This window comes from Micromonospora sp. WMMA1949, assembly GCF_027460145.1.
Lineage (GTDB): Bacteria > Actinomycetota > Actinomycetes > Mycobacteriales > Micromonosporaceae > Micromonospora.
In genome coordinates this window covers 5659397-5685862 of sequence record NZ_JAPZBG010000001.1, presented here as the reverse complement: position 1 = coordinate 5685862, position 26466 = coordinate 5659397, and the positions used below count along the sequence as shown (strand labels likewise).

The 26466-nt window shown below is 74.2% G+C and carries 31 protein-coding genes and 1 pseudogene; 13 read left to right on the top strand and 19 right to left on the bottom strand.

What is annotated here, in order from left to right; genetic code table 11:
- Positions 1 to 38 precede the first annotated feature (38 nt).
- Positions 39 to 1829 carry a bifunctional metallophosphatase/5'-nucleotidase gene (locus O7607_RS26530; RefSeq protein ID WP_269706016.1) on the top strand — a complete coding sequence of 597 codons (1791 nt, stop codon included), beginning with the start codon at positions 39 to 41 and terminating at the stop codon, positions 1827 to 1829.
- 39 nt (positions 1830 to 1868) lie between these two features.
- Here O7607_RS26530 and O7607_RS26525 read toward each other — a convergent pair whose 3' ends face one another.
- Positions 1869 to 2054 (bottom strand): hypothetical protein, encoded by a 186-nt coding sequence (locus O7607_RS26525; protein WP_269706014.1) that lies wholly within the window; start codon positions 2052 to 2054, stop codon positions 1869 to 1871.
- 90 nt (positions 2055 to 2144) lie between these two features.
- On the opposite strand from O7607_RS26525, the gene O7607_RS26520 reads away from it, so the two are divergent.
- The gene (locus tag O7607_RS26520) at positions 2145 to 3179 is read left to right on the top strand and encodes an NAD(P)-dependent alcohol dehydrogenase (protein WP_269706013.1); all 1035 of its coding nucleotides are present in this window, start codon (positions 2145 to 2147) and stop codon (positions 3177 to 3179) included.
- A 10-nt stretch (positions 3180 to 3189) separates the two neighbouring features.
- Here the strand turns inward: O7607_RS26520 and O7607_RS26515 are convergent, their stop codons facing one another.
- Together O7607_RS26515 and O7607_RS30620 are read right to left on the bottom strand one after the other, a co-directional pair.
- Positions 3190 to 3333: a hypothetical protein gene (locus O7607_RS26515; RefSeq protein ID WP_269706011.1), complete on the bottom strand. Its 144-nt coding sequence runs from the start codon at positions 3331 to 3333 to the stop codon at positions 3190 to 3192.
- Between the two features lie 127 nt (positions 3334 to 3460).
- A pseudogene (locus tag O7607_RS30620) lies at positions 3461 to 3541 on the bottom strand (hypothetical protein); the annotation flags it as partial.
- Between O7607_RS30620 and O7607_RS26510 the strand changes: the two are divergent.
- Entirely contained in the window at positions 3540 to 3773 is a 234-nt protein-coding gene (locus O7607_RS26510; RefSeq protein ID WP_269706009.1) for a hypothetical protein, read from the top strand. The pseudogene O7607_RS30620 and the gene O7607_RS26510 sit on opposite strands and share 2 nt — an antisense overlap.
- 41 nt (positions 3774 to 3814) lie before the next feature.
- Here the strand turns inward: O7607_RS26510 and O7607_RS26505 are convergent, their stop codons facing one another.
- Positions 3815 to 4960, bottom strand: coding sequence for a geranylgeranyl reductase family protein (locus O7607_RS26505; RefSeq protein WP_269706007.1), 1146 nt, complete (start codon positions 4958 to 4960; stop codon positions 3815 to 3817).
- Positions 4961 to 5096: 136 nt separating this feature from the next.
- On the opposite strand from O7607_RS26505, the gene O7607_RS26500 reads away from it, so the two are divergent.
- Complete coding sequence (locus tag O7607_RS26500) at positions 5097 to 5333, top strand: hypothetical protein (RefSeq protein ID WP_013286401.1); 237 nt, start codon at positions 5097 to 5099, stop codon at positions 5331 to 5333.
- A gap of 71 nt (positions 5334 to 5404) precedes the next feature.
- On the top strand, positions 5405 to 6859 hold the full coding sequence (locus tag O7607_RS26495; protein ID WP_269706006.1) for an MFS transporter: 1455 nt from the start codon (positions 5405 to 5407) through the stop codon (positions 6857 to 6859).
- Here O7607_RS26495 and O7607_RS26490 read toward each other — a convergent pair.
- Positions 6832 to 7389 (bottom strand): helix-turn-helix domain-containing protein, encoded by a 558-nt coding sequence (locus O7607_RS26490; RefSeq protein WP_269706003.1) that lies wholly within the window; start codon positions 7387 to 7389, stop codon positions 6832 to 6834. The two genes, O7607_RS26495 and O7607_RS26490, sit on opposite strands and share 28 nt — an antisense overlap.
- Positions 7390 to 7460: 71 nt before the next feature.
- Between O7607_RS26490 and O7607_RS26485 the strand changes: the two genes are divergently transcribed.
- Together O7607_RS26485 and O7607_RS26480 are read left to right on the top strand one after the other, a co-directional pair.
- Entirely contained in the window at positions 7461 to 7802 is a 342-nt protein-coding gene (locus O7607_RS26485) for a hypothetical protein (RefSeq protein ID WP_269706001.1), read from the top strand.
- Positions 7799 to 8716, top strand: a complete 918-nt coding sequence (locus tag O7607_RS26480; RefSeq protein WP_269705999.1) for an alpha/beta hydrolase family protein — start codon at positions 7799 to 7801, stop codon at positions 8714 to 8716. The genes O7607_RS26485 and O7607_RS26480 overlap by 4 nt, the downstream gene beginning before the upstream one ends.
- Positions 8717 to 8768: 52 nt before the next feature.
- On the opposite strand, the gene O7607_RS26475 is transcribed toward O7607_RS26480, so the two are convergent.
- From O7607_RS26475 to O7607_RS26455, 5 genes are all read right to left on the bottom strand, one after another.
- A complete protein-coding gene (locus O7607_RS26475) occupies positions 8769 to 9320 on the bottom strand; it encodes a hypothetical protein (RefSeq protein ID WP_269705997.1) in 552 nt (183 codons plus the stop codon).
- Positions 9321 to 9726: 406 nt separating this feature from the next.
- Positions 9727 to 10467 (bottom strand): hypothetical protein, encoded by a 741-nt coding sequence (locus O7607_RS26470; RefSeq protein WP_269705996.1) that lies wholly within the window; start codon positions 10465 to 10467, stop codon positions 9727 to 9729.
- 211 nt (positions 10468 to 10678) lie between these two features.
- Positions 10679 to 11779 (bottom strand): DUF3626 domain-containing protein, encoded by a 1101-nt coding sequence (locus O7607_RS26465; protein WP_269707084.1) that lies wholly within the window; start codon positions 11777 to 11779, stop codon positions 10679 to 10681.
- Positions 11780 to 11896: 117 nt separating this feature from the next.
- The gene (locus O7607_RS26460) at positions 11897 to 12526 is read right to left on the bottom strand and encodes an MBL fold metallo-hydrolase (RefSeq protein WP_269705994.1); all 630 of its coding nucleotides are present in this window, start codon (positions 12524 to 12526) and stop codon (positions 11897 to 11899) included.
- On the bottom strand, positions 12523 to 13611 hold the full coding sequence (locus O7607_RS26455; protein ID WP_073829418.1) for an S-(hydroxymethyl)mycothiol dehydrogenase: 1089 nt from the start codon (positions 13609 to 13611) through the stop codon (positions 12523 to 12525). The genes O7607_RS26460 and O7607_RS26455 overlap by 4 nt, the downstream gene beginning before the upstream one ends.
- Positions 13612 to 13750: 139 nt before the next feature.
- Between O7607_RS26455 and O7607_RS26450 the strand changes: the two genes are divergently transcribed.
- Positions 13751 to 14164, top strand: a complete 414-nt coding sequence (locus O7607_RS26450) for a hypothetical protein (RefSeq protein ID WP_269705992.1) — start codon at positions 13751 to 13753, stop codon at positions 14162 to 14164.
- 27 nt (positions 14165 to 14191) lie between these two features.
- Here O7607_RS26450 and O7607_RS26445 read toward each other — a convergent pair whose 3' ends face one another.
- From O7607_RS26445 to O7607_RS26425, 5 genes are all read right to left on the bottom strand, one after another.
- Positions 14192 to 15475: an MFS transporter gene (locus O7607_RS26445; RefSeq protein WP_269705990.1), complete on the bottom strand. Its 1284-nt coding sequence runs from the start codon at positions 15473 to 15475 to the stop codon at positions 14192 to 14194.
- Entirely contained in the window at positions 15472 to 16122 is a 651-nt protein-coding gene (locus O7607_RS26440) for a GntR family transcriptional regulator (protein ID WP_269705988.1), read from the bottom strand. Before O7607_RS26440 ends, O7607_RS26445 begins: the two co-directional genes overlap by 4 nt.
- Positions 16123 to 16191: 69 nt before the next feature.
- A complete protein-coding gene (locus O7607_RS26435) occupies positions 16192 to 17031 on the bottom strand; it encodes an alpha/beta fold hydrolase (protein ID WP_269705986.1) in 840 nt (279 codons plus the stop codon).
- Complete coding sequence (locus tag O7607_RS26430) at positions 17028 to 18029, bottom strand: SDR family NAD(P)-dependent oxidoreductase (RefSeq protein ID WP_269705984.1); 1002 nt, start codon at positions 18027 to 18029, stop codon at positions 17028 to 17030. Before O7607_RS26430 ends, O7607_RS26435 begins: the two co-directional genes overlap by 4 nt.
- The gene (locus O7607_RS26425) at positions 18022 to 19518 is read right to left on the bottom strand and encodes a flavin-containing monooxygenase (RefSeq protein ID WP_269705983.1); all 1497 of its coding nucleotides are present in this window, start codon (positions 19516 to 19518) and stop codon (positions 18022 to 18024) included. The genes O7607_RS26430 and O7607_RS26425 overlap by 8 nt, the downstream gene beginning before the upstream one ends.
- Positions 19519 to 19634: 116 nt before the next feature.
- On the opposite strand from O7607_RS26425, the gene O7607_RS26420 reads away from it, so the two are divergent.
- Complete coding sequence (locus O7607_RS26420) at positions 19635 to 20315, top strand: TetR/AcrR family transcriptional regulator (protein WP_269705981.1); 681 nt, start codon at positions 19635 to 19637, stop codon at positions 20313 to 20315.
- Here the strand turns inward: O7607_RS26420 and O7607_RS26415 are convergent.
- Together O7607_RS26415 and O7607_RS26410 are read right to left on the bottom strand one after the other, a co-directional pair.
- Entirely contained in the window at positions 20290 to 20745 is a 456-nt protein-coding gene (locus O7607_RS26415; protein ID WP_269705979.1) for a hypothetical protein, read from the bottom strand. The two genes, O7607_RS26420 and O7607_RS26415, sit on opposite strands and share 26 nt — an antisense overlap.
- Positions 20745 to 21221 (bottom strand): hypothetical protein, encoded by a 477-nt coding sequence (locus O7607_RS26410; protein ID WP_269705977.1) that lies wholly within the window; start codon positions 21219 to 21221, stop codon positions 20745 to 20747. Before O7607_RS26410 ends, O7607_RS26415 begins: the two co-directional genes overlap by 1 nt.
- A gap of 44 nt (positions 21222 to 21265) precedes the next feature.
- Between O7607_RS26410 and O7607_RS26405 the strand changes: the two genes are divergently transcribed.
- A complete protein-coding gene (locus O7607_RS26405) occupies positions 21266 to 22264 on the top strand; it encodes a helix-turn-helix transcriptional regulator (RefSeq protein ID WP_269705975.1) in 999 nt (332 codons plus the stop codon).
- A gap of 51 nt (positions 22265 to 22315) precedes the next feature.
- Here O7607_RS26405 and pdxR read toward each other — a convergent pair whose 3' ends face one another.
- Positions 22316 to 23800, bottom strand: a complete 1485-nt coding sequence (gene pdxR / locus O7607_RS26400) for a MocR-like pyridoxine biosynthesis transcription factor PdxR (RefSeq protein WP_269705973.1) — start codon at positions 23798 to 23800, stop codon at positions 22316 to 22318.
- A gap of 29 nt (positions 23801 to 23829) precedes the next feature.
- Here pdxR and O7607_RS26395 point away from each other — a divergent pair, with 29 nt between their 5' ends.
- Entirely contained in the window at positions 23830 to 24438 is a 609-nt protein-coding gene (locus tag O7607_RS26395; protein ID WP_269705971.1) for a LysE family translocator, read from the top strand.
- 35 nt (positions 24439 to 24473) lie between these two features.
- Positions 24474 to 25181, top strand: coding sequence for a B3/B4 domain-containing protein (locus O7607_RS26390; protein ID WP_269705969.1), 708 nt, complete (start codon positions 24474 to 24476; stop codon positions 25179 to 25181).
- 47 nt (positions 25182 to 25228) lie between these two features.
- Here O7607_RS26390 and O7607_RS26385 read toward each other — a convergent pair whose 3' ends face one another.
- Positions 25229 to 25477, bottom strand: a complete 249-nt coding sequence (locus O7607_RS26385) for a hypothetical protein (protein WP_269705967.1) — start codon at positions 25475 to 25477, stop codon at positions 25229 to 25231.
- A 93-nt stretch (positions 25478 to 25570) separates the two neighbouring features.
- Between O7607_RS26385 and O7607_RS26380 the strand changes: the two genes are divergently transcribed.
- The gene (locus O7607_RS26380) at positions 25571 to 26377 is read left to right on the top strand and encodes an SDR family oxidoreductase (protein WP_269705965.1); all 807 of its coding nucleotides are present in this window, start codon (positions 25571 to 25573) and stop codon (positions 26375 to 26377) included.
- The last annotated feature ends 89 nt before the right edge of the window (positions 26378 to 26466 follow it).

Sequence of the window (26466 nt, the reverse complement as noted above, 5' to 3'; positions counted from 1 at the left end):
GCCCACGAGGCGCGTACCCCCATTCGGAAAGGCACCTCATGACCTCCTCCTCCGGCGCCTCCCGGCGCCAGGTGCTGGCCGTCGCGGCCGCCGCCGCGACCGCTCCCCTGCTGGCCGGCGCGCCCGCCGAGGCGAAGCCGAAGCAGCCGAAGACCTGGGACCTGACGATCCTCGGCACGTCGGACACCCACGGCAACGTCTACAACTGGGACTACTACAAGGACGCGGAGTTCGACGACAGCAAGCACAACGACGTCGGCGTCGCGAAGCTCGCCACCCTGGTCAACCAGATCCGCGCCGAGCGCAAGGGCAAGGCGACGCTGGTCCTCGACGCCGGTGACACGATCCAGGGCACGCCGCTGGCGACGTACTACGCCAAGCAGGAGCCGATAACCACCACCGGTGAGACGCACCCGATGGCCCGAGCCATGAACATCCTCCGGTACGACGCGGTGACGCTCGGCAACCACGAGTTCAACTACGGCCTGCCGCTGCTGGCCACCTGGATCGAGCAGCTCGGCTTCCCGGCCCTCGCGGCGAACGCGCTCAACGCGAAGACCGGCAAGCCGGCGTTCCTCCCGTACGTGATCAAGGAGGTCAAGCTCGGCGGGCACGGCGCCCCGAAGCTGCGCGTGGGCATCCTCGGCCTGACCAACCCCGGCGTGGCCATCTGGGACAAGGGCAACGTCGAGGGCCGCCTGGTCTTCGCCGACATGGTCGCCACCGCCGCGAAGTGGGTGCCGGAGATGCGCCGCCGCGGTGCCGACCTGGTCGTCATCTCCGCGCACGGCGGCGACAGCGGCACCTCGAGCTACGGCCCGGAGCTGCCGAACGAGAACCCGACCGCGCTGATCGCCGAGCAGGTGCCCGGCATCGACGCGATCCTGTTCGGCCACGCGCACAACGAGGTGCCGGAGAAGTTCGTCACCAACCTCACCACCGGCGAGCGGGTCCTCACCTCGGAGCCGTCGAAGTGGGGCCAGCGGCTGACCCGGATGGACTTCACGCTGGCCCGGGAGAAGGGCCGCTGGACGGTCACCGCCAAGTCGGCCACCACGCTGAACACCAACACGGTGGCCGAGGACCCGGCGGTGCTCGCGGCCGTGCGGGGCCAGCACGCCACGACCGTGGAGTACGTCAACCGCGTCGTCGCGCAGTCCAGCGTGGAGCTGTCCGCCGCCGAGTCGCGGTACAAGGACACCCCGATCCTGGACTTCATCAACCACGTCCAGACCGAGGTGGTCACCGAGGCCCTCGCGGGCGGCGAGTACGCGGGCCTGCCGGTGCTGTCCATCGCCGCGCCGTTCAGCCGTACCGCGGTGTTCCCGCAGGGCGACGTGCGCATCCGCGACGTGGCGGGCCTCTACGTGTACGACAACACGCTGGAGGCGGTCGTGCTGACCGGCGCCGAGGTGAAGGCGTACCTGGAGTACTCGGCGAAGTACTTCGTCACGCTGCCCGCGGGTGCGCCGGTGAACCCGGAGACGATCAGCGACCCGGCGGTGCCGGACTACAACTACGACGTGTTCTCCGGCGTCGACTACGACATCGACATCGCCGAGCCGGTCGGCCGGCGGATCACCCGCCTGGTGCTGGCCGGCACCGACACCCCGGTCGCGGCGGACGCCCGGTTCGTGGTGGCGGTGAACAACTACCGGCGCAGCGGCGGCGGCAACTTCCCGGGCATCGTGAAGACCCAGGTCTACAACGCCCAGCAGGAGATCCGCCAGCTGCTCATCGACTGGGCGCAGGCCAAGGGCGTCATCGACCCGGCCGACTTCTTCGTGCCCAACTGGAAGCTGGTCCGCGAGGGCGTGCCGGTCTTCTGACCGTGCGGGGGCGGGGTCTGGGCGGGTGCCCGGGCCTCGTCAGCCGCCCGCGCGCAGGTGCCACTCCGACTCCCCGCCGACCGGGTCCGGCCGGTCCGGCGGGGTCTCGGTCTCCACGGACCCCGTCAGGTCGTCCGGGCGTACCCGGGCCGGCAGTTCGCCGAAGCGGACGTGCCGCAGGAACGCGTACTCCTCGTCGGTGAACGACTCGGCCGGCTCGGTCATGACCGCATTGTGCGCCCGCCCCTCCCGTCAGCGCATCAACCGTCACGGCACGGGTATGCCGCCGCGACGACCCGACGAGGTGGAGGAGACATGCGCGCAGTACGGATGACCGCACCCGGGGTGCTGGAGCACACGGAGGTGCCCACACCGCAGCCCGGCCCCGGTGAGGTGCTGCTGCGCGTCGGCGCGGTCGGGGCCTGCCATTCGGACCTGCACATCCTCGAGGCGCCGGCCGGGGTGTTCCCGACCCCGATGACGCTGGGACACGAGATCGCCGGCACCGTCGACACGGTCGGCGCCGGGGTGGACGGCTGGTCGCCCGGCGACCGGGCCGCGGTCTACGGGATCATCGGCTGCGGCCGGTGCCGGGCCTGCCTGCGGGGTGAGGAGAACCGGTGCCGGGTCACCCCGGTCGGCGGCATCGGGCTCAGCCGCGACGGCGGGCTGGCCGAGTACGTGGTGGTGCCGGTGTCCCGGCTGCTGCCGATCGGCGACATGGACCTGACCCAGGCGGCGCCGCTGACCGACGCCGGGCTGACCCCGTACCACGCGGTGGAGCTGGCCCGGCCCCGGCTGCGGCCCGGCACGACGTGCGTGGTGATCGGCATCGGCGGGCTCGGGCACATGGGGTTGCAGATCCTGCTCGCCACCACCGCGGTGCGGGTCGTCGCGGTGGACACCAGCACCGCGGCGCTGGACTTGGCCGGCCGGCTCGGCGCCCACCACACGGTGCAGGCCGGCCCGGACGCGGTGGACAAGATCCGCGAGCTGGTCGGGCCGCCACCGGACGGCGCGGACGTGGTCCTCGACTTCGTCGGCGCCCAGCCCACACTGGACACCGCCCGTCAGGTCGTCGCCACCGGCGGGCAGATCCTGCTGGTGGGCCTGGCCGGCGGCACGCTGCCGGTACGGCCGGTCGCTGACGAGCCGCCACCGGTGCCGTTCGAGGCCGGTGTGGTGGTGCCGTTCTGGGGCACCCGGGCCGAACTGCAGGAGGTGATCGCGCTGGCCCGCGACGGCCGGCTGCGCGCCGACGTGCAGACGTTCCCCCTCGCGGAGGCGCCGCAGGCGTACGAGGCACTGCGCCGGGGCGACGTGCACGGGCGGGCCGTCATCGTCCCCTGACCGGGGCTCCTCAGCCGTGCTGGAAGGCCGGGGCGAGCACCTCGGCCAGGCGTGCCTTGACCGCGTCCCGGTGTGGCTGCGGCAGCGGCTCGTCGTGGCGGCGCAGCCCGATCCCGGTGTCCAGCAGGACGTAGAGCGCCCGCAGCGTCCGCATGCTGTTCGAGGCGTGGGCCGGGGTGGTGCCCCGGGGCAGCGCGGCGTAGCTCGCCGCGACCGGGTCCAGCCAGCAGGTCGGCGCCGTGGGCCACCGCGTGCAGCCAGCCGAGCTTCGCGTCGTACCCGCGCAGGTCCGTCTCGGCCGGGTACCAGGCGCGGAACGCGGCGAGCCAGGCCGGATCGAGGTCGCCCCGGCTGACGATCATGTCGAGCACCAGCGGCGCGAACGTGCGGGCCTGGATCTCCGGGTCGGTGAACCGCTCGGCCATGATCGCGCCCAGCTTCGCCCGGTGGTCGGCGTCGATGACGTCCCGGGCTGTCCAGGTGCGCAGCACCACGTACGGTGCGCCGTCCCGGACCGCCGGGTCGGGATCGCGCAGCGCGGCGGCGAGTTCGGCGACGAGGTCGTCCGGGTCGCGGCCGTCCGGCACCGCGTAGTCGCGCTCGCAGACGAGATCCCAGTCGGTCACCGGGTCAGGCTAACCGGCGGTTGCCCGCGCCCTCGCGGGCAGGCGGTCGAGCAGCGCCAGCCCGGCGCGTACCGGCCGCCGGTCGAGCATCTCGGCGAAGCTCGCCCGCCCCTGGCAGAACCGCACGAACATCCGCCAGCCGGGCGGGCTCGCGAGCATCGCGTGGAACACGTCGGGCCGCCGCTCGAACGTCTCCAGCAGCCGGTGCCCGGCGCGCATCTCGGGTACCAGCCGCCGGTCGACCTCCCGGGCGTACGCGTGGAGGTCACCGGCGGCCACCGCCTCACCGGCCAGCCGGCCCGAGCGCAGCGCGTAGCTGATCCCCTCCCGGCTCCACGGTTCCAGCAGCCCGGCAGCGTCCCCGGCGACCAGCACCCGGCCGTGGCGCAGCGGGGAGTCCCCGGTGCGGCAGCGGGTCAGGTGACCGGAGTCGTGCTCCGGCGTCACCCCGGACAGGCCGAGCCGGGCGGTGAAGTCGCGCAGGTAGGCGCGGGTGCGGTCGCCGTCGCCCCGGGCGGAGATGACACCCACCGTGAGCCGGTCGCCCTTGGGGAACACCCACGCGTAGGAGCCGGGCAGCGGCCCCCAGTCGAGCAGCACCCGGCCGCGCCAGCGCTCCCGTTCGGCACCCTCCACCGGCAGTTCCAGTTCCAGCCCGAGGTCGACCTGGCGGAAACGGACACCGACGTGGCGTGCCGTCACACCCGAGGAGCCGTCCGCGCCGATCACGGCACGCGCGCGTACCGTCTCGCCGCCGGCCAGACGCAGGCGTACCTCGTCGGTGTCCTGCTCGACGGCGCGGACCGCGACGCCCTCGCGGACCCGCGCCCCGGCGGCGACGGCGGCGGCGCGCAGCCGGTCGTCGAACTCCTCCCGGCGGATCATGGTGACCAGCGGCGCGGGGTGCCGGCGGGTGAACGCGCGTCGCCCGTCGCGGGTGAACGTGACCCGGTCGACCCGGTCGTGGGCGGGCACCTCGACCCGGTCGGCGGCCTCGGCGAGCGAGGTGCCGATCAGGCCGCCACCGCAGGTCTTGTACCGGGGGTGGGTGGCCCGTTCGACCACCAGCGTGCGGACGCCGGCCCGGGCGGCGGCGTGCGCGGCGGAGAGTCCGGCCGGCCCGCCGCCGACCACGACCAGATCCCAGATGATCACTGGTGCAGCCTAGGGCACCGTTTCGCCGGAGCGCCGGTACGACAGTCGTTCGGGTGGGCATCATCGCCGCCCGCCCGGGTAACCGCCGGTCGCCGGCCGTCCGCGGGTCGGGCGGTCCACGCCGAGGAGGGAAGCGATGCCTCAGGTCCAGCTGTCTGCGGTCGAGGAACGGGTCTACCAGGCGGTGTCCGCGCTGGAGGTGCAGGGACACGTCCCCTACCCGGACCTGATCGCCCAGGAGACCGGGATGACCGAGGAGGAACTGCGCGAGCCGCTGCACTCGCTCACCGAGCGAGGGCTGCTGCATCGCGAGGACTCCCCGATGTCCGGCCTGGACTTCGGGCCCCGGTGGTGCGCGCGCCAGATGGCGTGATCGGGTCGTTTGCCCCACCGGGTGCCGGGTAGCGATCGGAGTCGGATGATCGACGGTCAGTGGGGGGCACGATGAGCGAGGGCCGGTCGTCGACGGCGGTGCCTGACACCGGGTACGACGACCGGCGCCGCTGGCGCGCGCTGAGCGTCGGCCTGATCGCGGCGTTCATGACGCTGCTGGACGTCAGCATCGTCAACGTCGCGGTGCCGTCGATCGATCGGGCGCTGCACGCCACGCCGAGCGATCTGCAGTGGGTGCTGTCCGGGTACGCGCTGACGTTCGGGCTGGTGCTGGTGCCGGCCGGGCGGTTCGGCGACGCGCGCGGGCGGCGTACCGCGTTCGTGGTCGGGGTGGGCCTGTTCACGCTGACCAGCGCGCTGGCCGGCCTGGCCCGCTCGCCGGAGTGGCTGGTCGTCGCCCGGCTCGTCCAGGGCGCCGCCGCCGGTGTGGTCAACCCGCAGGTCAGCGGCATGATCCAGGAGTTGTTCCGGGGCGCGGACCGGGGCCGGGCGTTCGGGCTGCTGGGCGCGACGATCGGCATCTCCACCGCCGTCGGCCCGCTGCTCGGCGGGCTGCTCATCGAGCTCGGCGGCGCCGAACACGGCTGGCGGTGGGTGTTCTTCGTGAACATCCCGGTCGGGATCGTGGCGATGCTGCTCGGCTGGCGGCTGATGCCGGCCCGGGCGACGAATCCCGCCGGTCGGGGCCGGCTCGACCCGCTCGGTGTGCTGCTGCTCGGCGCCGGGGTGACGGTGATCCTGCTGCCGCTGGTGCAGCGGGAGCAGTGGCGCGGCCCGGGCAAGTGGCTCCTGATCCCCGTCGGCCTGCTGCTGCTGGCCGGGTTCGCGCTCTGGGAGCACCGGTACGCCCGCCGCGCCCAGCCCCTGTTCGACCTGCGGCTGTTCACGGTGCGCTCGTACACGCTGGGGGCGCTGATCGGCCTGATCTACTTCGCCGGGTTCACCGCGATCTTCTTCATCTTCACGCTCTACCTCCAGATGGGCCTCGGCTACAGCGCGCTGGTGGCGGGCCTGGCGATCACCCCGTTCGCGCTGGGTTCGGCGCTCGCCTCCGCGCTCGGCGGCCGGGTGGTCACCCGGTACGGCCGTCCGCTCGTGGGAATCGGCCTGCTCGCCGTGGTGGTCGGGCTGGTCGCGACCGACCTGGTGCTGGCCGGTGGGCCGCACGAGAACGTGCCGCTGCGGACCGCGCTGCCGTTGCTCGTCGCCGGGCTGGGCAGCGGCCTGGTGATCGCGCCGAACCAGACGCTCACGCTGTCCGAGGTGCCGGTGCCGATGGCCGGCAGCGGCGCCGGGATGCTGCAGACCGGGCAGCGGATCGGGTCGGCCGCCGGCATCGCCGCGGTGGGCGCGCTGTTCTTCTCCACACTCGCCGACGACCGCGGCGACTGGAGTACGGCGTTCCGCCACTCACTGCTGCTCGCCGCCGGGATCGTGGTGCTGGCGCTCGGCGCCGCCGTGGCGGACATCGTGCTCGGTCACCGGCGGTCCGCGGGCCGCTCCTGATCGGCGGCGGGCAGCAGAACGGTGGTGAGCAGCCGCCGGGTGCGGCCGGGTCCGGGGCCGAGCGCCGCGTACTCGGCGAACAACTCCCGGAACCGGGTCACGAAGTCGGCGGTCTCGGCGTCGGTGGCGTGGAACGCGTTCTGCCGGTAGCCGGCCACGTCACGGACCAGGTCGGCGTCGCCGCGGTCGAGGTAGCCGTCGAAGTCGGCGAGCAGACCCGCGACGAAGGTGAGGAACGCCTGCCGGTGCCGCTGCGGGCTCATGGCCCGGGCCTCGTCCGGGCCGACCGACGCGGCGGCCTCGACGAGCCGGTAGGTGCGCTCGACCGCGCCGCGGGCCCGCCGCTCGGCCACCGTGCGCAGCACGCCGTGGTCGGCGAGCGTGGCGACCTGCCGGTAGAGGGTGGCCGGTGGTACGTCGCTCAGTTCGGTGCGCAGGTCGGTGGTGGTGAGCGTGCGACCGCCCAGGAACGCCTGGACGATGCGCAGCCGGACCGGGTGCATCAGCAGCTCCACGGTGTCGAGTGCCACAGTGGCTCCCCTTTTTGTTATCGCCTCCGGTAATGTTCTCACTGACGATAACAGAAGCGAGGAGTTCGCCGATGGCCACCATCGACCTCACCCCCGACCGGATCGACGTCCGGCTCACCCCCGCCGAGAAGATCTGGGCCCTGCGCGGCGACCTGTCGTTCCCCCGATCCGCCGTCAGCGGCGCCGTCGTCGTGCCCGACGGGGCGCGCGCCACCCGCGGCATCCGGGCACCCGGCCTCGGCGTCCCCCGCACGCGCAACGTCGGCACCTGGCGCGGCCGGGCCGGCAAGGAATTCGTCAGCGTCCGCGGCGGCCAGCCGGCCGTCCGCATCACCCTCACCGGCCAGGCGTACGACTCCCTGCTCATCGGCGCCGACGACGCCACCGCCCTGGCCGCGGCGGTGCTGCCGTGACGATCGACCGTCCGCTCGCCGTCGACTCGGGCGAGCACCGGCTGTCCGGCACGCTCACCCTGCCCGACGGCGCCGGGCCGCACCCGGTGGCGCTGCTGCTGCCCGGCTCCGGGCCGATCAACCGCGACGGGGACCACCGCCGCCTGCCCCTGGGCATCCAGCGGCACCTGGCCGCCGCGCTCGCCAGGGCCGGGATCGCCACCGCCCGGTACGACAGGCGGGGCGTCGGCGAGAGCAGCGGTGAGTTCCTGCGTACCGGCTTCCACGACAACGTCGACGACGCGGCAGCGGTGTTCGCGGCGCTGCGCGACGACCCGGCCGTGGACGCCGGGCGGATGTTCCTGGTCGGGCACAGCGAGGGCGCGCTCACCGCTGTCGCGCTCGCCGCGCGCGGCGTCCCGGTGGCCGGCCTGGTCCTGCTCTCCGCGCCGGGACGCGCCGGCGCCGAGGTGCTGCGCTGGCAGGCCGGCCGGCTGCTGCCCACGCTGCCCGCGCCGGTACGCCTGGTGCTCCGGCTCACCCGCACCGACCTGGTGGCGAAGGTGGCCCGCAACCACGAGAAGATCCTCGCCACCGACAAGGACGTGGCGTGGGTCGGCGGGCAGCGGCTCAACGCCCGCTGGTTCCGGGAGTTCCTGCGCTACGACCCCCGGCCGGACCTCGCCCGGATCGACGCCCCGATCCTCGCGCTCACCGGCGACAAGGATCTCCAGACCGACCCGGCGGACCTGCCGGTCGTCGCGGCGCACGCGGGCGGGCCGGTGCAGACTCAGGTGCTGCCGGACGTCACCCACGTGCTGCGCCGCCGGCCCGGCCCGCCGTCGCTGCGGGCGTACCGGGACGAGGCGAAGCAGCCGCTGGACCCGTCGGTGGTCGAACCGGTGCTGTCGTGGCTCGCCGCGCACAGCGGCTGAGGGCACGCGAAAGGCCGGCACCCGGATCGGGTGCCGGCCTTTCGTCAGGGTCTTACTTGTTCCAGTGCTCGGCGACGATCTCGGCGGCCTGCTTCTCCCACTGCGCGTACGCGTCGGGGTAGGCGCTGACCTGCACGGTCTGCGCGGCCTCGGTCAGCGGCATGTCCTGCCAGCCGTCGACCTGCTTGAGGCCCTTGAGGAACGCCAGCGTCGAGTACTCGGGGTCGGTGATCTGCTCCGGCGTACCCCAGCCGCTGGACGGCCGCTGCTGGAACAGGCCCAGCGAGTCGTGGTCGTTGCGGTCACCCAGGTGACCCAGGTTCTCCAGCTTCGACTCCTGCAGCGCGGTGGCGATCGAGACGACCGCGGCCCGCTCGGGCATGCCCGCCTTCTTGGTGGCCGCGATGATGGCCTTGGCGTTGGCGAGCTGCTCGTCGTTCAGGTCGACGTGCGACTGCGTACCCTGCGGGCTCACGCCCTGGACCGCGACGGCGGCCGGCGTGGCGGTCTCCGCCGCGTGGGCGGCGACCGGACCGGCGAACACGCCACCGGTGAAGGCGAGACCGGCGATACCGAGGATGCTCTTGCGCAGGATCGTGTTCATGGTGGGCTCCGTTCGGGGGTCGACGCATCGGGGGGATGCGTGGGCACCGTCAGGCGCTCAGAGAGGTTCTCGGGGGGATCCGGCAGCGCGAAGCGTGCCGGGTGCATCTGCAACGACCGGCGGCCCCGGACCATTCCCGTCGGGCGGGCGCTCGGTGGCGCCGCTGCGGTCGTGCACCGGGTTACAACGCCGCCCGCCCGCCCCCGATTCCGCCCACGGAGTGCCCCCCACCACAGCGGATCCGGACACCCCGCCCACAGGTCCGCCCATCCCGCCCCCTCCCCGCCGATCTTGGAGTTGTGGCGCCCAGGATGTCCGTTATCCGAGGTCTGCGAGGTGCCAGAAGTCCAAGATCGACGAGAACGGCCGGCCCCCGGGGAGGGGCCGGCCGTTCGCTACGGGTGGGTCACCAGACCTGCTGGACGATGTCCGCCGCCTGCTCCTCCCACTGCGCGTACGCGTACGGGTAGGCGGACACCTGGACGGTCTGCGCGGCGGTGGTCAGCGGCAGCTCGTGCCAGCCGCCGACGTTCTTCAGCGCGTTGAAGAACGCCTTGCTGGAGTACTCCGGGTCGGTGATCTGCTCGGACGTGCCCCAACCGGACGACGGGCGCTGCTGGAACAGGCCCTCCGAGTCGTGGTCGTTGTACGCGCCGAGGTGACCCAGGTTGTACAGCTTCGACTCCTGCAGCGAGGTCGCGACGCCGATCACGGCGCCCCGCTCCCCCACGCCCGTCTCCTTGGCCGCCTCGACGATGGCCTTGGCGTTGTCGAGCTGCGCGTCGTCGAGCGGGATGCGCGACTGCGCGCCCTCGACGCCGTGCGGCACGAGCTTCTCCTTGGCCGGCCGGTCGGCCCGGGTCGGCACCTTGTCCAGGCCGGTGGTCTGGCCGGGCTTGACCGCCTCGGTGGAGGTCTTCTTGCCGGTGGCCAGGTCGATGGCGGCCTTGGCGCCGGCGTGCGGCCCGCTGGTGACCGGTGCGGCCACGGCGACGGGTCCGACGGCCAGGCCGCCCAGGACGGCCACGCCCGCCACGCTCAGCGCGGCGCGGCGGTTCTTGGCGACGGCGACGGTCTTCGTGACGGCGTTCTTCGCCACGGCGGTCTTCGCGATGGCGGGGAGCCATCGAGTGAAGTGCTGCTTCACGATGGTTGCCCTTTCGATCGTTACGACGCGCTCCGGGGTGAGCGCCCCTCGAGGGACTACCGCCGGGTAGGTGTTTGGGTTCCGGCGGTACGGGGGACACAACGAGCCCGCAGTGTCGGTCATTCCGGAAATGCCGGGCAGGGCCGAGGCTGCGGTCCAGGTCACCCGGGATTCCGGGCAGCAGGGCCGCTCAGGGCGCGGACCGGGACGATCAGGCCGGACCGCCGAACCGGACCAGGACGTGCCAGAGCTGCTTGAGGTGCTGCAGGGTCACCGCCGCCGGCCCCCGGTCGGCCCAGCGCTGCGGCTCGCGTACCACCGACGCGGCGGCCCGGCCGACGAGCGCCGCGTGCAGCTGCTCCCCCGGCCGCCCGAACTCGGCAGCCACCCGTACCGCCAGCGGCGGGATGTCCGGGCCGCGGAACTCGGCGTCCACCCCGTCGACCGGCAGCACGAACCCGGGGTGGAAGCGCAGCGCCAGGCCGTGCCGCGCGGCGATCCCCTCCAGGCGCCGTCCCACGTCGGTGCCCCGGAACGACGGGTCGACCACGAGCGCCTCGACGTCGCGGGACAGGTTGATCTCGCCGTGCACCTGCGCCTCGATGTAGTCGTCCAGCGCCCGGCCGACCCGGCCGGACTCCCGTTCCCGGCGGCGCAGCAACGCCCGCAGCAGCGTGCCGGTGTCCGTGCCGGCCACGCCCAGGGCGACGCCGGTGCCGGCGGTGGCGGTCAGCAGCGCCGCGAACACCGGCTCGAAGACGTCGACGGTGCCGAACTCGGTGGGCTCGACGTGGCTGTCACCGAAGGTGAACGTGGCCCGGGCCAGCACCTCCGGGCGCAGCCGCAGGTGGCAGGAGCCGAACCGGGGGCACGCGCCGTCGGCGTGGTCGAGCAGGTTCAGGCCGCCGTACTTCGGGCGCTCCGCCGGAAGAACGCCGGCACGCTGGTACGCGCCGCCGAACATCGCCTGCTCCCACGCGTCCCGGTCGCCGCCCGGATACGCGGTCAGCCCGCCGTTGGAGATGCCGGTCTCGAACTGGCTGCGGTAGACGCCCTCCTCCTCGAGGGCCTCGACCACTGTGCGGCCGTCGCGCAGCACCCGGTCCGGGTGGAAGTTGAGCGTCAGCCGCCCGTACCCGGTGATCGCGGCGACGACCTCCTCGTACCGGTAGGTGGTGCCGGAGGCGGCGAGGTGGCGGGCGATGACGGCGAGCGCCGCCGGGCGGTCGCGCAGCGCGACGTCGCGGACGTGGCGCAGCGCGGCGGACTGGGCGTCGGTGAGGGTGGCGACGGGCACGGGCCCGAGTATCACCGGGCCCGACATCGCGCGGCCACCCGGTTTCCCGGCCGGGACGGCGCCCCGCCAGGGCCGGGACGCGCGAGCGGGCCCGGACCGGATCACTCCGGCCGGGCCCGCTCGGGCGTGTCCTCAGTGGCCCCGGGCGATCCACTCGTCCAGGTGCGGCGCCTCGGCGCCGATCGTGGTGTCGTCGCCGTGCCCGGTGTGCACCACCGTCTCCGGCGGGAGCGTGAGCAGCCGGGTACGGATCGACTCGACGATGGTGCCGAAGTCGCTGTACGACCGGCCGGTCGCGCCCGGTCCACCGGCGAACAGGGTGTCGCCGGTGAAGACCGCGCCCAGGTCGGGGGCGTACAGGCTGCACGCGCCGGGGCTGTGGCCCGGGGTGTGCATCACCCGCAGCGTGGTGCCGCCGACGCTGATCGTCTGCCCGTCGGTCAGCTCGCCGTCCGGTGCCGTGTCCGGGTGCACCATGTCCCACAGCACCCGGTCGGCCGGGTGCAGCAGCACCGGCGCGCCGGTGGCCCGGGCCAGCTCGGGCGCGACGCGGACGTGGTCGTCGTGGGCGTGGGTGGCCACGATCGCGACCACCCGCCGGTCGCCGATCACCTCGCGGATGGCGGCCACGTCGTGCGGCGCGTCGAGGACGACGCACTCGGCGTCGTCACCGATCACCCAGACGTTGTTGTCCACGTCGAACGTCTGGCCGTCCAGCGAGAACGTGCCGGAGGTGACGGCGTGGTCGACGCGGGCGGTCACGGGAAGACCACCACCGAGCGCAGCACGTCGCCGTGGTGCATCCGGTTGAACGCCTCCTCGACCTGGTCGAGGGCGATCTCCTCGGTGACGAAGGCGTCCAGGTCCAGCCGGCCCTGCCGGTACAGCTCGGTCAGCATCGGGAAGTCGCGGCTGGGCAGGCAGTCGCCGTACCAGCTGGACTTGAGCGCGCCGCCGCGGCCGAAGACGTCCAGCAGCGGCAGGTCGACGGTCATCTCCGGGGTCGGCACGCCGACCAGCACGACGGTGCCGGCCAGGTCGCGCGCGTAGAACGCCTGCTTCCAGGTCTCCGGGCGGCCGACCGCGTCGATCACCACGTCGGCGCCGAAGCCGCCGGTGGCCGCGCGGATGGCCTCCACCGCGTCGTCCTCGGAGGCGTTGACGGTGTGGGTGGCGCCGAACTTGCGCGCCCAGTCGAGCTTGCGGGAGTCGGTGTCCACGGCGATGATCGTGGTCGCGCCGGCCAGGGCCGCGCCGGCCACCGCCGCGTCGCCGACGCCGCCGCAGCCGATCACCGCGACCGAGTCGCCCCGGGTCACGTTGCCGGTGTTCATGGCCGCGCCGAGGCCGGCCATCACGCCGCAGCCGAGCAGGCCGACGGCCGCCGGCCGGGCCGACGGGTCGACCTTGGTGCACTGCCCGGCGTGCACGAGCGTCTTCTCGGCGAACGCGCCGATGCCGAGCGCCGGGGTCAGCTCGGTGCCGTCGGTGAGCGTCATCTTCTGCGTCGCGTTGTGGGTGGCGAAGCAGTACCAGGGGCGGCCCCGGCGGCAGGCCCGGCACTGGCCGCAGACCGCCCGCCAGTTGAGCACCACGAAGTCGCCGGGGGCCACATCGGTGACGCCGTCGCCGACCTGCTCCACGATGCCGGCGGCCTCGTGGCCGAGCAGGAACGGGTAGTCGTCGTTGATGCCGCCCTCGCGGTAGTGCAGGTCGGTGTGGCAGACGCCGCACGACTGGATGCGGACCACCGCCTCGCCCGGCCCCGGGTCCGGCACCACGATGGTGGTGACCTCCACGGGCGCACCCTTGCGCCGCGACACGACTCCCCGGACTTCCTGGCTCACAGTGCCTCCCTTGTAGCGTGCTTCTGCACCCCGAACCTACCGCTGATCATGACCCGCGAACCAATGAAGCCCGCCGGATTGTCCTGGTCATGACCGGGTACCCGGTGTGCCGGTTCTACCTGGTGGGACGGGAGTGATCATGAGGCTGTCGCATGCGCCGCTGCGGGTCGCCATCGGCGCGTACATCCTGAACTCCGGGCTAGGGAAGCGGGCCCTGGAGGGTGAGGCCGCCGCGGGCATGCACGGCATGGCGGTCGGCGCGATGCCGCAGCTGCGGCAGATCCCGCCGGACCGGTTCGCCAAGCTGCTGTCCCGGGGCGAAACGGCGCTCGGCGCGGCGCTGCTCGCGCCGTTCGTGCCGTCGCTGCTGGCCGGGGCCGCGCTCACCGCGTTCGGCGCCGGGCTGGTGCAGCTCTACCTGAAGACGCCCGGCATGCGGGAGGGCACCAGCCTGCGGCCGAGCCAGGAGGGCATCGGCCTGGCCAAGGACGTGTGGCTGGTCGGCGCGGGGCTGACCCTGGTGCTCGACTCGCTGGTGCGGCACCGGCCCTGAGCCGGTCGCGCCGGGCTGCCCGCGTCCTCAGGCCGTCGCCGGGACCGCCGCGGCGGCCCGCTCGCCGGCGAGCCGGCGACGGGCGGCGTTGCGGTAGCGCAGCACCTGCGCCGCGCCGAGCGCCCAGAGCAGGAACTGGACGGCGAACGCCCAGCGGAACGCGGACAGCGGCGGCGCGTCCCGCCCGGCCGGGGTGGCCAGGTCGAGCACCAGGCCGACGGCCAGGATCAGCGCGATCGAGGCGACGAAGCCGCCGACGTTGACGATGCCTGTGGCACTGCCGATGCGGTGCACCGGGTTGAACGTGCGGGCGTAGTCGAACCCGATCATCGAACCGGGTCCGTTGACCGCGAGCACCACCACGAGCGCCACCAGCAACGCGTGCGGTGCCGGGCCGGGCCAGGCCAGCACCACCCCCCACATCCCGGCGGTGGCGGCGGTGATGGCGAAGACCAGCACCGAGCGGTGGAACGGGTAACGGCCGCACAGGTGTGCGAGCACCGGCCCGCACACGAGCGTCACCATCGTCATCAGGGTGAGCAGCCCGGCCGCCGCCGTGGGCGAGAAGCCCTGTCCCTGCACCAGGAACGGGTAGCCCCACAGCAGCGCGAACACCGAGCCGGAGAACTGCGTGACGAAGTGTGTCCACAGGCCCAGCCGGGTGCCCGGCTCGGCCCAGGCGTCGGCGAGCTGGCGGCGCACCGTGGCCAGGTCGGGGGCGAGCGCGGTGGCGTGCTCGGCGTGCGGGGTGTCGCGGACCGCGACGAGGACCATCAGCACCACCGTCGCGCCGAGCGCGGCGGCGGTCAGGAACGCCGGGGTCCAGCCGGCGCGGTGCAGCAGCAGCACCAGGGGTACGGCGCCGAGCACCGCGCCGAGCTGGCCGACGGTGCCGGTGAGCTGCACCAGCAGCGGGTTGCGGCGGCCGGGGAACCAGAACGCGACGATGCGCAGCACGCTGATGAACGTCATTGCGTCACCGAGGCCGACCAGCACCCGCGCGGCGACCGCGGCCGGTACGTCGGTGGCGACGGCGAACAGGAGCTGCCCGGCCACCATCAGCGCGCCGCCGGCCAGCAGCAGCCGGCGCGAGCCGTAGCGGTCCAGCAGCACGCCGACCGGCACCTGCATGGCGGCGTAGACGGCGAGCTGGGCGACGGAGAACGTGGCGAGCGCGGCGGCGTTGATGTGGAAGCGGTCCGCCGCGTCGACCCCTGTCACGCCGAGGGAGCTGCGGTGGAACACGGCCGTCAGGTAGGCGGTGACGGCTACCGCGTACACCAGGGCGGCGGGCCGGCGACCGCCGCTCACCGCAGCGTCCCGAGCATCCGCGCGGCGGTGTCGATGTGCGCGGCGACCGCGTCGTGCCACGCCTGCGGGTCGTCGCCGTCGAGCGCGGCGAGCTGACCGGCGTGCTCGGCGAGGGCGACCTCGGCCCAGCCGGGCGAGAGCCGGAAGCTGGCCTCACCCATCCGTAGCTGCCGGTCGCGCAGCCGGTGGTACAGCTCGGCCAGGATCTCGTTGCCGGCCGCCTCGACCACCGCGGCGTGGAACGAGCGGTCGGCCGCCATCAGCGCGGTGAGGTCACCGGCGGCGTGCGCGCGGCGCATCTCGTCCAGCCGGCGGGCCAGGTCGGCGCGCAGCGCGGCGCGGCGCGGCCAGACCCGGTCGGCGGCGTGCAGCTCGACCAGCCGGCGCGCCTCGATGACGTCGGCGATCTCCCGGGCCGACACCGGCCGGATCAGCGCGCCGCGTTTCGGGTAGAGCCGGACCAGCCCTTCGGTCTCCAGCCGCAGCAGCGCCTCCCGGACCGGCGTGCGGGACACCCCTGTCGCCTCGGCGATCTCGCCCTCGCTGACGAGCTGGCCACCCGGGTAGACCTGTTCGAGGATCGCCTGCTTGAGGTGCCGGTACGCCCGCTCGGCGGCGGACGGCGCGGTCCGGCTGGGATGCGTCATGTATCTAAGCTTGCTCCCCCGGTCGCCCGGGCGGTCCGGCGCGGGCCGGGACAGTGGCGCGGGCCACGGTCAGGCCCACAGCTCCCGCAGCAACGCCTCCACCTCGGCGGTCCGCTCGATCTGCGGCATGTGCCCGGTGTCGCGGAACAGGTGGCTGCGCGCGTTCGGCAGCCGGGTGCGGGCGTACGCCAGGTGCGCCGCGGGAAGGATGAGGTCGCGCTCACCCCAGACGAGCAGGGTGGGCAGGTCGAGCGCGGCCACCGCGTCGAGCAGGTCGGTGCGCCACTGCGGGCGTACCCCACGCCAGGTGCCCAGGTCGCGGACCAGCTCCAGCATCACCCGGGCCGCGTGCGGCTGCCCGGCCACGGCGAGCGCGAGGGCGAGCCGCTCCTCGGTGACGTACGCCGGGTCGAAGAAGATGGCCCGCTCGGTCCGGCGGATGATCCTCGGATCGGGGCGCAGCAGCAGGCGGGCCAGCGGGCGTACCGCGAGCAGCCGCAGCGCCACCGTCACCTCGCGGCCGAAGCCGGCGCTGTTGAGCAACGCCAGGCTGGCGACGCGTTGCGGTTCGTCGGCGGCCAGGCGCATGGCCACCGCCCCGCCGAGGGAGTTGCCGACCAGGTGCGCCGGGCCGGTCACCCCGGCTGAGTCCAGGAAGCCGGCCACCGCGGCGGCCAGCGCCGCAAGCGTGTGCGGGCCGTCCAGCGGCGCGGAGCCACCGTGCCCGGGCAGGTCCGCCGCGAGCACCAGGTGGTCGCGGGCCAGCGCCGTGTGCAGGGCGGTGAAGTCGTCGAGGGTACGGCCGATGCCGTGCAGCAGCACCACGGGCGGGCCGTCGCCGCTGATCCGGCAACGCACGCGCCGCCCGTCGACGGTGCGCTCGCCGGCCGGCGGCAGGGCCACTGTCACGCCGTGCGTCCGGGTTCCCGCGCGGCCTCCTCGCCGGTCCGGGCGGCCGGGACCGGCGCGTCGGCCCCGCTGGTCGGCACCTCGGCCCCGCCGACCGGCACGTCGGCGCCGGCCCGGCCGGCGGGCGCCTCGGTCCGTGGCGCCGGCGCCTCGGTGACGGCCGCCGCCGGGCGGGACGGGCGCATGCCCAGGGCGAGCACCCTGCCGTACCCGGCCGGCGCGACGCGGGCGAGCAGGTCGGGCAGCTTCGCCGACCAGCCGATGAGCACCCGGCCGCGGCGTCGCTGCGCCCCGCGCAGGATCACCTCGGCGGCGACCGCCGGGTCGATGGTCAGCAGCTTTTCGAACTGCTTGCGCCCGGCCTCGTACTCCTCCCGGGAGACGCCGCTGCCCACGCGGGCGCTGGCGGCGATCCGGGTGCGGATACCGCCCGGGTGCACCGACGTGACGCCGATGCCGTCGTCGACGAGTTCGTGCCGTAGCGCCTCGGTGAAGCCGCGCACGGCGAACTTGCTCGCCGCGTACGCGGCCTGCCCGGCGGGCGCGATCAGGCCGAACAGGCTGGACACGTTCACCAGGTGGGCGCCGGGTTCGGCCTTGAGCGCGGGCAGCAGCGCGTGGGTCAGGCGCACCACCGCCCGGAAGTTGATCTCGATGACCCAGAGGAACTCCTCCAGGGTGACCTCGTCGAAGCGCCCGCCCAGGGCCACGCCGGCGTTGTTGATCAGCAGCCGGATCCGGGGGTGCGCGCGGTGGATCTCGGCGGCGACCCGGTCGGTGGCGTCGGCGTCGGCCAGGTCGACCACGTGGGTCTCCACCTGCCGGTCCGGGTACGCGGCCCGGATCGCGGCGACGGTGGCGGCCAGGCCGTCGGCGTCCCGGTCGAGCAGCACCAGGTCGGCGCCGCGCCGGGCCAGCCCGTGCGCCAGCGCCGCGCCGATGCCGCTCGCCGCGCCGGTGAGCACCGCCGTGCCGCCGGGGAGGACGAGGTCACGCATCGGTTCCTCCCGAGCTGGTGGCGGTCGCGGCGGGTCGGCCGGCGCGGTCGAACCGTACGCCGTCGGTGAGCGGGCCGTGCCGCATCAGGCGTACGTCGCGGGGGTAGTTCTGGTGCAGCCGCCACGGCGCGTGCGGACCCTGCTTGGGCAGCTGGTCGACGGCGCGCAGCACGTACCCGGACTTCAGGTCGATGATCGGTTCGAGGTCGTCGGTGTCCGGGGCGAGCGGCGTGACGATCTGCCGGCCGGTGTCGTCGAGGTGACGCAGCAGCCGGCAGACGTACGTGGCGACGAGGTCGGCCTTGAGCGTCCAAGAGGCGTTGGTGTAGCCGATGGTCATGGCGAAGTTCGGCACGCCGGACAGCATCATGCCCTTGTAGGCCACCGTCGAGGCGAGGTCGACCTCGGCGCCGTCCACGGCGAGGGTCATGCCGCCGAGCGCGAGCAGGTTGAGGCCGGTGGCGGTGACCACCACGTCGGCGGGCAGCTCCTCACCGGAGGCGAGCCGGATGCCCCGCTCGGTGAACGTGTCGATGGTGTCGGTGACCACCGACGCGCGCCCGGCGCTCAGCGCGGCGAACAGGTCCCCGTCCGGCACCACGCACAGGCGCTGGTCCCACGGGTTGTAGCGGGGCGAGAAGTGCCTGTCGACGTCGTACCCGGACGGCAGGCGGCCCTTCGCGGCGCGGCGCAGGAACCGCTTCACCACACCGGGGGCGCGGCGGCTGAGCTGGAAGTTGGCCACGCCGAGCGTGACGTTCTTCCACCGGGCCACCGCGTACGCGGCCCTCGGGGACAGCCAGCGCCGCGCGGCGTCGGCGAACGGGTCGCGCGAGGGCAGCGCGATCACGTACGTGGGTGAGCGCTGGAGCATGGTGACGTGCGCGGCCCGCTCGGCCATGGCCGGGACCAGGGTGACGGCTGTGGCGCCGCTGCCGATCACCACGACCCGCTTGCCGGTGTAGTCGAGGTCCTCGGGCCAGTGCTGCGGGTGCACGAGCGTGCCGGCGTACCGCTCGACGCCGGGGAACCGCGGCGTGTAGCCGGAGTCGTAGCGGTAGTAGCCGGAGTTGGTGAAGAGGAACCCGCAGGTGAGGGTGACGTCCTCGCCGGTGTCGTCGCGGTGGGCGTGGACGGTCCAGCGCGCGGTGGTGCTGTCCCACTCGGCGCGCACCGCCCGGTGGTGGAAGCGGATGTGCCGTTCCACGTCGTACTCGCGGGCGGTCTGGCGCACGTACGCCCGGATGGAGTCGCCGTCGGCGATGGCCTTCGGGTCGGTCCACGGCTTGAACGAGTAGCCGAGGGTGTACATGTCGGAGTCGGAGCGGATGCCCGGGTAGCGGAACAGGTCCCAGGTGCCGCCGATGGCGCCCCGGGCCTCCAGCACCGCGTAGGTCTTGCCGGGGCATTCGCGTCCGAGGTGGACGGCGGCGCCGATGCCGGACAGGCCGGCCCCGACGATGAGGACGTCGACGTGGTCTGCGGCCATCGGTTTCTCCCGTTCGCACCGGCGGTGGACCGGACACTATCCATCGCCGTCGACCGCAGTCAACACCGTGTCGAGTCGAATCGACATGGTGTCGAGCGGGTGTAGCATCAGCCGACATGACGACCGCCCGTACGCCGACCGGCGCCGCGCCGACGCGCGGGCGGCGGGCCGGCCGGTCCACCGGCGACGACCGGGAGACCGCGATCCTGGCCACGGCCGAGCGGTTGCTGGCGCAGCGCCCCTTCGCCGACATCTCCATCGACGACCTGGCGCGCGGCGCCGGGATCTCCCGGCCCACCTTCTACTTCTACTTCCCGTCCAAGGACGCGGTGCTGCTCACGCTGCTCGACCGGGTCACCGAGGAGGCCGACGCCGCCGCCGGAGGCGTGTTCGAGCGGCTCGCCGAGGATCCGCGCGCCCACTGGCGGGAGCTGATCGCCCGGTTCCACGCCACGTTCGGCGGGCACCGGGACGTGGTGCTGGCCTGCGCCCAGGTGCGTGGCACCAACGCCGAGGTGCGGCGGCTCTGGGCCGAGGTGCTGGAACGCTGGGTCCGCGCGGTGCAGGCCGCGATCGAGGCCGAACGCGCCCGCGGCGCGGCCCCGGACGGGCTGCCCGCCCGGGACCTCTCCATCGCGCTGAACTCGATGAACGAGCGCGTCTGGTACGCCACGTTCGCCGGGGACGGCCCGGCGGTGGCCGAGCGGGACGTGGTCGACGTGCTGCTCGACGTGTGGCTCACCGCGATCTACCGGACCACCACGCCGCCGGTCACGCCGTCCGGCGGAACTCCATGATCCAGTTGGTCTCCCAGGTGCGCTCGCCGTCGGTGGAGAACGCCTGCTCCCAGCGGCACGAGTCGGCGGTGATCGCCGACCAGATGAACCGGCAGCGCACCGGCCGCCCCTCGTCGGTGTCGTCGGCGTAGAACTCACCGGCGCCGTCGGTGAACCGGCCCACCACCGGCGGCAGCTCCAGCACGCCCCGCGCGCTGTGCATCCAGTAGATCGACCACAGCCCGGTCGACGGGTTCCGGACGCGCACCGTGGAGCCGGAGAAGCCCCGGCTCGGGCAGCGCATCTCGTCGAAGCTGCCGGCGCCGTCGAAGAACGAGCGCGCCTCGCTGACACCGGCGAACTCGTCCCAGTCGTCGGCGCCGACGTGCCGCTGCCGCAGGCGCCGGTTGGTCACGTCCCAGGTGCCGACGAGGAAGTCGAAGTCGCCCATCAGCTGCCCACCGGCCCCTGCGCCCGGGCGTCGGCCAGGTAGCCCGCGAGGTCCGGCCGGTCCGGCGCGAGCACGTGCCGGATCCAGGCGACGCGCTCGTGTTCCAGCACGCCCAGTTCCCAGACGCAGCCGACGCCGGGGCGGGTCAGGTCCACGAGGTGCGCCGGGTCGTCGTCCGGGCAGTCCAGCGCGGGCTGCCCGGCGATCGCGATGCGGCACTCGACCACGTTGTCGAAGAACCAGCTGTACGCCAGCAGGTACGCCCCGGTGTCGGCGCCCCGGTGCAGCACCACCCAGCTCGCCGGCGGGGTGGCGCCGTCCGGGGCGGGCAGCAGCTTCGGCAGGTACGCGTACGCGGCGTCGACCACACGCGGTTCGAGGCGGCGGTCCGGCTGGTCGATGTGGTAGCGCTTGACGTGCCGGCCGGCCACCTCGACGGTCCCCGGCACGGTCAGCTCCTTGTCGTGAAAAGCCATGCGGGCACGCTAGGACCGCTCCCCTGACAGCTAGTGTCAGCAGAATGCGGGCCAGTCGACTCCTGTCCATCCTGCTGCTCCTGCAGGCGCACGGCCGGCTCACCGCCGCCGACCTGGCCGCCCGCCTCCAGGTGTCGGTGCGCACGATCTACCGGGACGTGGAGGCGCTGCACGCCGCCGGCATCCCGCTGTACGGCGAGGCCGGGCACGACGGCGGCTACCGGCTCGTGGAGGGCTGGCGGACCCGGCTGACCGGGCTGACCGCCGAGGAGGCAGACCGGCTGCTCTTCGCCGGGCTCCCCGGGCCGGCGGCCGAGCTGGGCTACCAGTCGGTCGTGGCCGCCGTACAGCTCAAGCTGCGGGCCGCGCTACCCGCGCCGCTGGCCGACCGGGCGGCCCGGCTGGAACAGCGGTTCCACCTGGACACGCCGGGCTGGTACTCCGACGGCGACCCGTCGCCACACTTGGCCGAGGCCGCCGACGCGGTGTGGCGGCAGCGCCGGGTCCGGGTGCGGTACCGGGGCTGGCGGGGCGAGACGACCCGCGTCCTCGAGCCGTACGGGCTGGTCCTCAAGGGCGGGCGCTGGTATCTGGTCGCCGCCCGGCCGGACCGCGCCGACCCGGCCACCTACCGGGTCAACCAGATCCTCGACCTGACCCCGCTGGAGGAGACGTTCGAGCGACCGGAGTTCGACCTGCCGGCCTGGTGGCGCGCGCACGTGGTGGAGTTCCGGGCCGGGCTGCACCGCGACGAGGCGCGCATCCGGCTGTCGCCGCGCGGGTTCGCCCGGCTGCGTGAGGTCGGCAGCGACGTGGTGGTGACCGCCGCCGAGGCGAGCGCCGGCCCGCCCGACGCCGCCGGCTGGGTGCACGCGGTCATCCCGATCGAGTCGCTCACCCACGCCCACGGCGACCTGCTCCGGCTCGGCGCCGACGTGGAGGTCCTCACCCCGGAGACGCTGCGCGCCCGCCTGGCCGAGACCGCCGCAGCCCTGGCCGCCCTCTACCCCCCACCCCCGCCCGCCCCCCATATTCCCCGTTGATCAAGGCGTTTGTGTCCTTGGAGGAGATCGACTCGTACCCGAACTCCTTGATCACCGGGGCGGGGTGAGGAGGCGGCGGGCCTCGGCCACCGTCGCGAGGGCACTGTCGATGTCGGAGGGTGGGGTCGCGGCGTAGCCGAGGACCAGGCCGGGCGGCTGCGGGCGCTGGCCGTGCCACGACAGCGGGTGGACCTTCACGCCCCGGCGCAACGCCGCCGCCGCCAACGCCCGGTCGTCGACGTCGCCGGGCAGCGTGACCATCAGGTGCAGCCCGGCCGCCGCGCCGTGCACCACCGCCCCCGGCAGGTACGCGCCGACCGCCCGGATCATCGCGTCCCGGCGGCGTACGTGCCGATGGCGCAGCAGCCGCAGGTGCCGTTCCAGCGCGCCGGACTCCATCAGCTCGGCCAGGACGAGCTGCGCCAGCGCCGCGTTGCCCAGATCGGCCGCCCGCTTCACGGCCACCGCGTCGGCGTGCAGCGCGGGCGGCACCAGCATCCACCCGATCCGCAGGGCCGGCGCGAGCAGCTTGGAGATGCTGCCGACGTAGCAGACCCGGTCCGGCGCCATGCCCCGCAGCGCCGGTACCGGCGGACGGTCGTAGCGGTGCTCGGCGTCGTAGTCGTCCTCCACCACCAGGCCGCCGTCGCGTGCCCACCGCAGCAGTCGTCGGCGCCGGTCCCCGTCGAGCACCACCCCGGTCGGGAACTGGTGCGCCGGGGTGAGCAGCACGGCCGGCGCGCCGGACCGCTCCAGCTCGTCGACGCACAGGCCCCTGTCGTCCACCGGGACCGGCGGGGTCGCCAGCCCGGAGTACGCCAGGTGCTGCCGTACGCCGAGGGAGCCGGGGTCCTCCACCGCGACGGTGTGCGTACCCCGATCGCGCAGCACCCGCGCGAGCAGGCCGAGCGCCTGGGAGACCCCGGACACGATCACCACCTCGGCCGGATCGGCGCGGATGCCCCGGCTGCGGGCCAGCCAGTTCGCGACCGCGAGCCGTAGCGCGGGCGTGCCGGCCGGGTCGCCGTAGCCGAGCGCGGCGGGCGTCAGCCGGTGCAGGACGTTGCGTTCGGCCCGCAGCCAGGCCGCGCGGGGAAAGGCCGCCAGATCGGGTACGCCGGGCGTCAGGTCCACCTCGGCGGGTACGGCGCGCAGCTCGTCGAAGGCGTCGAGGCCGGGCCGGCCGGCGAACACCTCGGCCGCTCTCCTCGGCCGGGGCGGCCGGGTCACCACGGCGGCCGGCGAGGCGACCACCACCGTTCCGGCCCGGCCACGCCCGGCGATCTGCCCGTCCTCGGCCAGCCGCTGGTACGCCTCGGTCACCACGCCCCGGGAGACACCCAGCTCGGCGGCGAGCACCCGGCTGGCCGGCAGGCGGGTGCCCACCGGTGCCCGGCCGTCGGCGATCGCCGATCGCAGGCGGGCGGCCAGCCAGTCCGCGCGGCCACCCGGCGGCGCCTCGCCGACGTCGAGCTGGAGGAAGTCCGTACCGGCCGCTTTGGACTCCTCGATGACGACGGCTTTGGCCCTGTCCATCGGACCATTATGGCCACAGGCTGGACCGCATGACAGTCGCATTCCTGCTGACCACACTCGTCGTCGCGATCACGCCGGGCACCGGGGTGATGCACACGCTCGCCACCACCGTGGCCGGCGGACGCCGGGCCGGCCTGGCCGCTGCCGCCGGCGGCACGCTCAGTCTCGTCCCGCACGTGATCGCTGCCGTGACCGGCCTCGCCGCCCTGCTGCGCGCCGGCACCCCGGCGTTCCGCGTGGTGACCTGGCTGGGTGTGGCGTACCTGCTCTGGATGGCCTGGTCGGCACTGCGCGACCGGGGCGCGTTCGCCCTCGACGGCGACCGGCCCCCGCGCCCGGCGGCGGCGGTCTTCCGCGACGGGGTGCTGATGAACCTGCTGAACCCGAAGGTGACGGTGTTCTTCGTGGCGTTCCTGCCCCAGTTCGTGCCGCCGGACGCGCCCGCCGCCACCGTGCGCATGCTCGCCTGCGGCCTGGTGTTCATGGCCGTCACACTGCTGGTGTTCGCCGGGTACGCGCTCCTGGCCGGCGCGCTGCGCCGCCGGGTGCTGTCCCGGCCCCGGCTGACCGCGCTGCTGCGGCACGCCTTCGCCGGCAGCTTCCTCGCCCTGGGCCTCGGCCTCGCGTTCACCGCCTGACCCGTACTCGCTCGCCCGTAGAAGGAGTCTTTCCCGTGCGCTTCCGGCACTCCCCCGAGATCTGGTCGGCCTATCCGGAGCTGACCTGCGGCGTCCTGCACGCCGCCGGTGTCACGCCCGACGCCGACGTCACGCCGCTGCTGGCCGGGTATCTCGGCGCCGCCCGGAACCGGCTCGCCGCCGGGCCGGAGGGTGGCTTCCCGGAGATCCAGGCGTGGCGTCGGGCGTTCGCCCGGATGGGCTGCCCGCCGACCCGCTACCGCTGCGCCGCCGAGTCGCTGCTGCGCCGTCTGCGGCGGGACGGGGACCTGCCCCGGCTGCACCCACTCGTCGACCTCGGCAACGCGCTCTCGGTCCGGTACGCCGTCCCGGTAGCAGTGCTCGACCTGGCAGAGATCGACGGCGACCTGACCGTACGCCCGGCCGACGGCACCGAGTCCTACCTGGGTCTCGGCGGGGAGAGCGAGCAACCCGCGCCGGGCGAGGTGATCTTCGCCGACCAGGGCGGACACGCGCACGCCCGGCGCTGGTGCCACCGGCAGAGCGGCGCGTCAGCGGTACGGGCAGGCACCGCCGAGGTGCTGGTGGTGGTCGAGGCGATGCACGAGGGGGCGGCGCCGACCGTACGCCGGATGCTGGACGAGCTGGCCGCGGCGCTGGCCGAGCAGTGGCGCGTGCCGTCGCGGACGGCGCTGCTCACCGCTGACGCGCCCCGGTTCGCCGTGCCGGTCCGGACGGGCTGACGCCGGCCGATTCGGCGCCGGCGCGCGGATCGCGGGCGCCGGCGTGGTCAGGCGTCGGGGTCGGTCCGGTCGCGCGCCGTCAGCGCGTCGAACTCCGCCGGGTCGACCGGCTCGCCGTGCAGCTCGCGCAGCGCGTCGGCGAGCCGCGCGTCGGCGGCGTCGCCGGTGCCCCACCAGCGCCGGGCGAGATCGGCGGTGCGGCCGAGCGAATCCTCCCCCACCCGTTCGGCGCCTATCTCGCCACGCATCATGCGCAGGAAGCGGACTGTCACGGCATCGGAGTCATCGGCGATCACGCCCGTACCCTAGCGAGCAGCTCCGACGAAACCGCCGGGTGAGCCGGGGTCGTCCGGCCGGTTGAGGTCGCCGCCCGCGGGTAGTGCGCGGACATGCCCGAACGATACGAGGACTACGACCGTGTCGCGATCGTCACCGGCGCGGACTCCGGCATCGGCAAGGCGTGCGCGGTGGCGCTCGCCGAGGCCGGCTACGACATCGGCATCACCTGGTACGGCGACGCGGAGGGCGCCGAACGCACGGCGACCGAGGTACGCGCCACCGGCCGCCGCTGCGAGACCGCCGAGCTGGACCTGACCCGGCGCCCCGAGGCGGCGGCGGTCATCGACGAGCTGGCCGACCGGCTCGGCGGCCTGGGCGTGCTCGTCAACAACGCCGGCACCGGCCTGTCCGAGCCGTTCGTGGACGTGAGCTGGGCGAAGTGGCGCGAGGTGCTGGCTGTCGACCTGGACGGCCCGTTCCTGTGCTCGCAGCGGGCCGCCCGGCGGATGCGCGCGGCCGGACGGGGCGGCCGGATCATCAACATCACCAGCGTGCACGAGCACGCGCCCCGGGTCGGCTCGTCGGCGTACTGCGCGGCGAAGGGCGGGCTCGGCCTGCTCACGAAGGTGATGGCGCAGGAACTGTCGGCCGACGGGATCACCGTCAACGCGGTCGCGCCGGGCGAGATCGCCACCCCGATGACCGGGCAGGAGGACGTCGACCCGTTCACGCAGCACCGGCCCGGCGTGCCGGTGGGACGTCCCGGTGACGCGCGGGAGGTGGCGGCGGTGGTGGCGATGCTCGCCTCGCCGGCGGCGGCGTACGTGACGGGGGCGTCGTGGGCGGTGGACGGGGGGATGCTGGTGATGGGGCCGCAGGCTTCTGCGCTTTCCTCGGATTCCTGGCGTTCCGTCTAGCTTGCGGTTTGGGGCCGGGGGCGACCGTGCCCGGCTCCGGGCGGTCAGGCTTGATCCCTGCGCCGGGCACGGTCGCCCCCGGCCCCGTC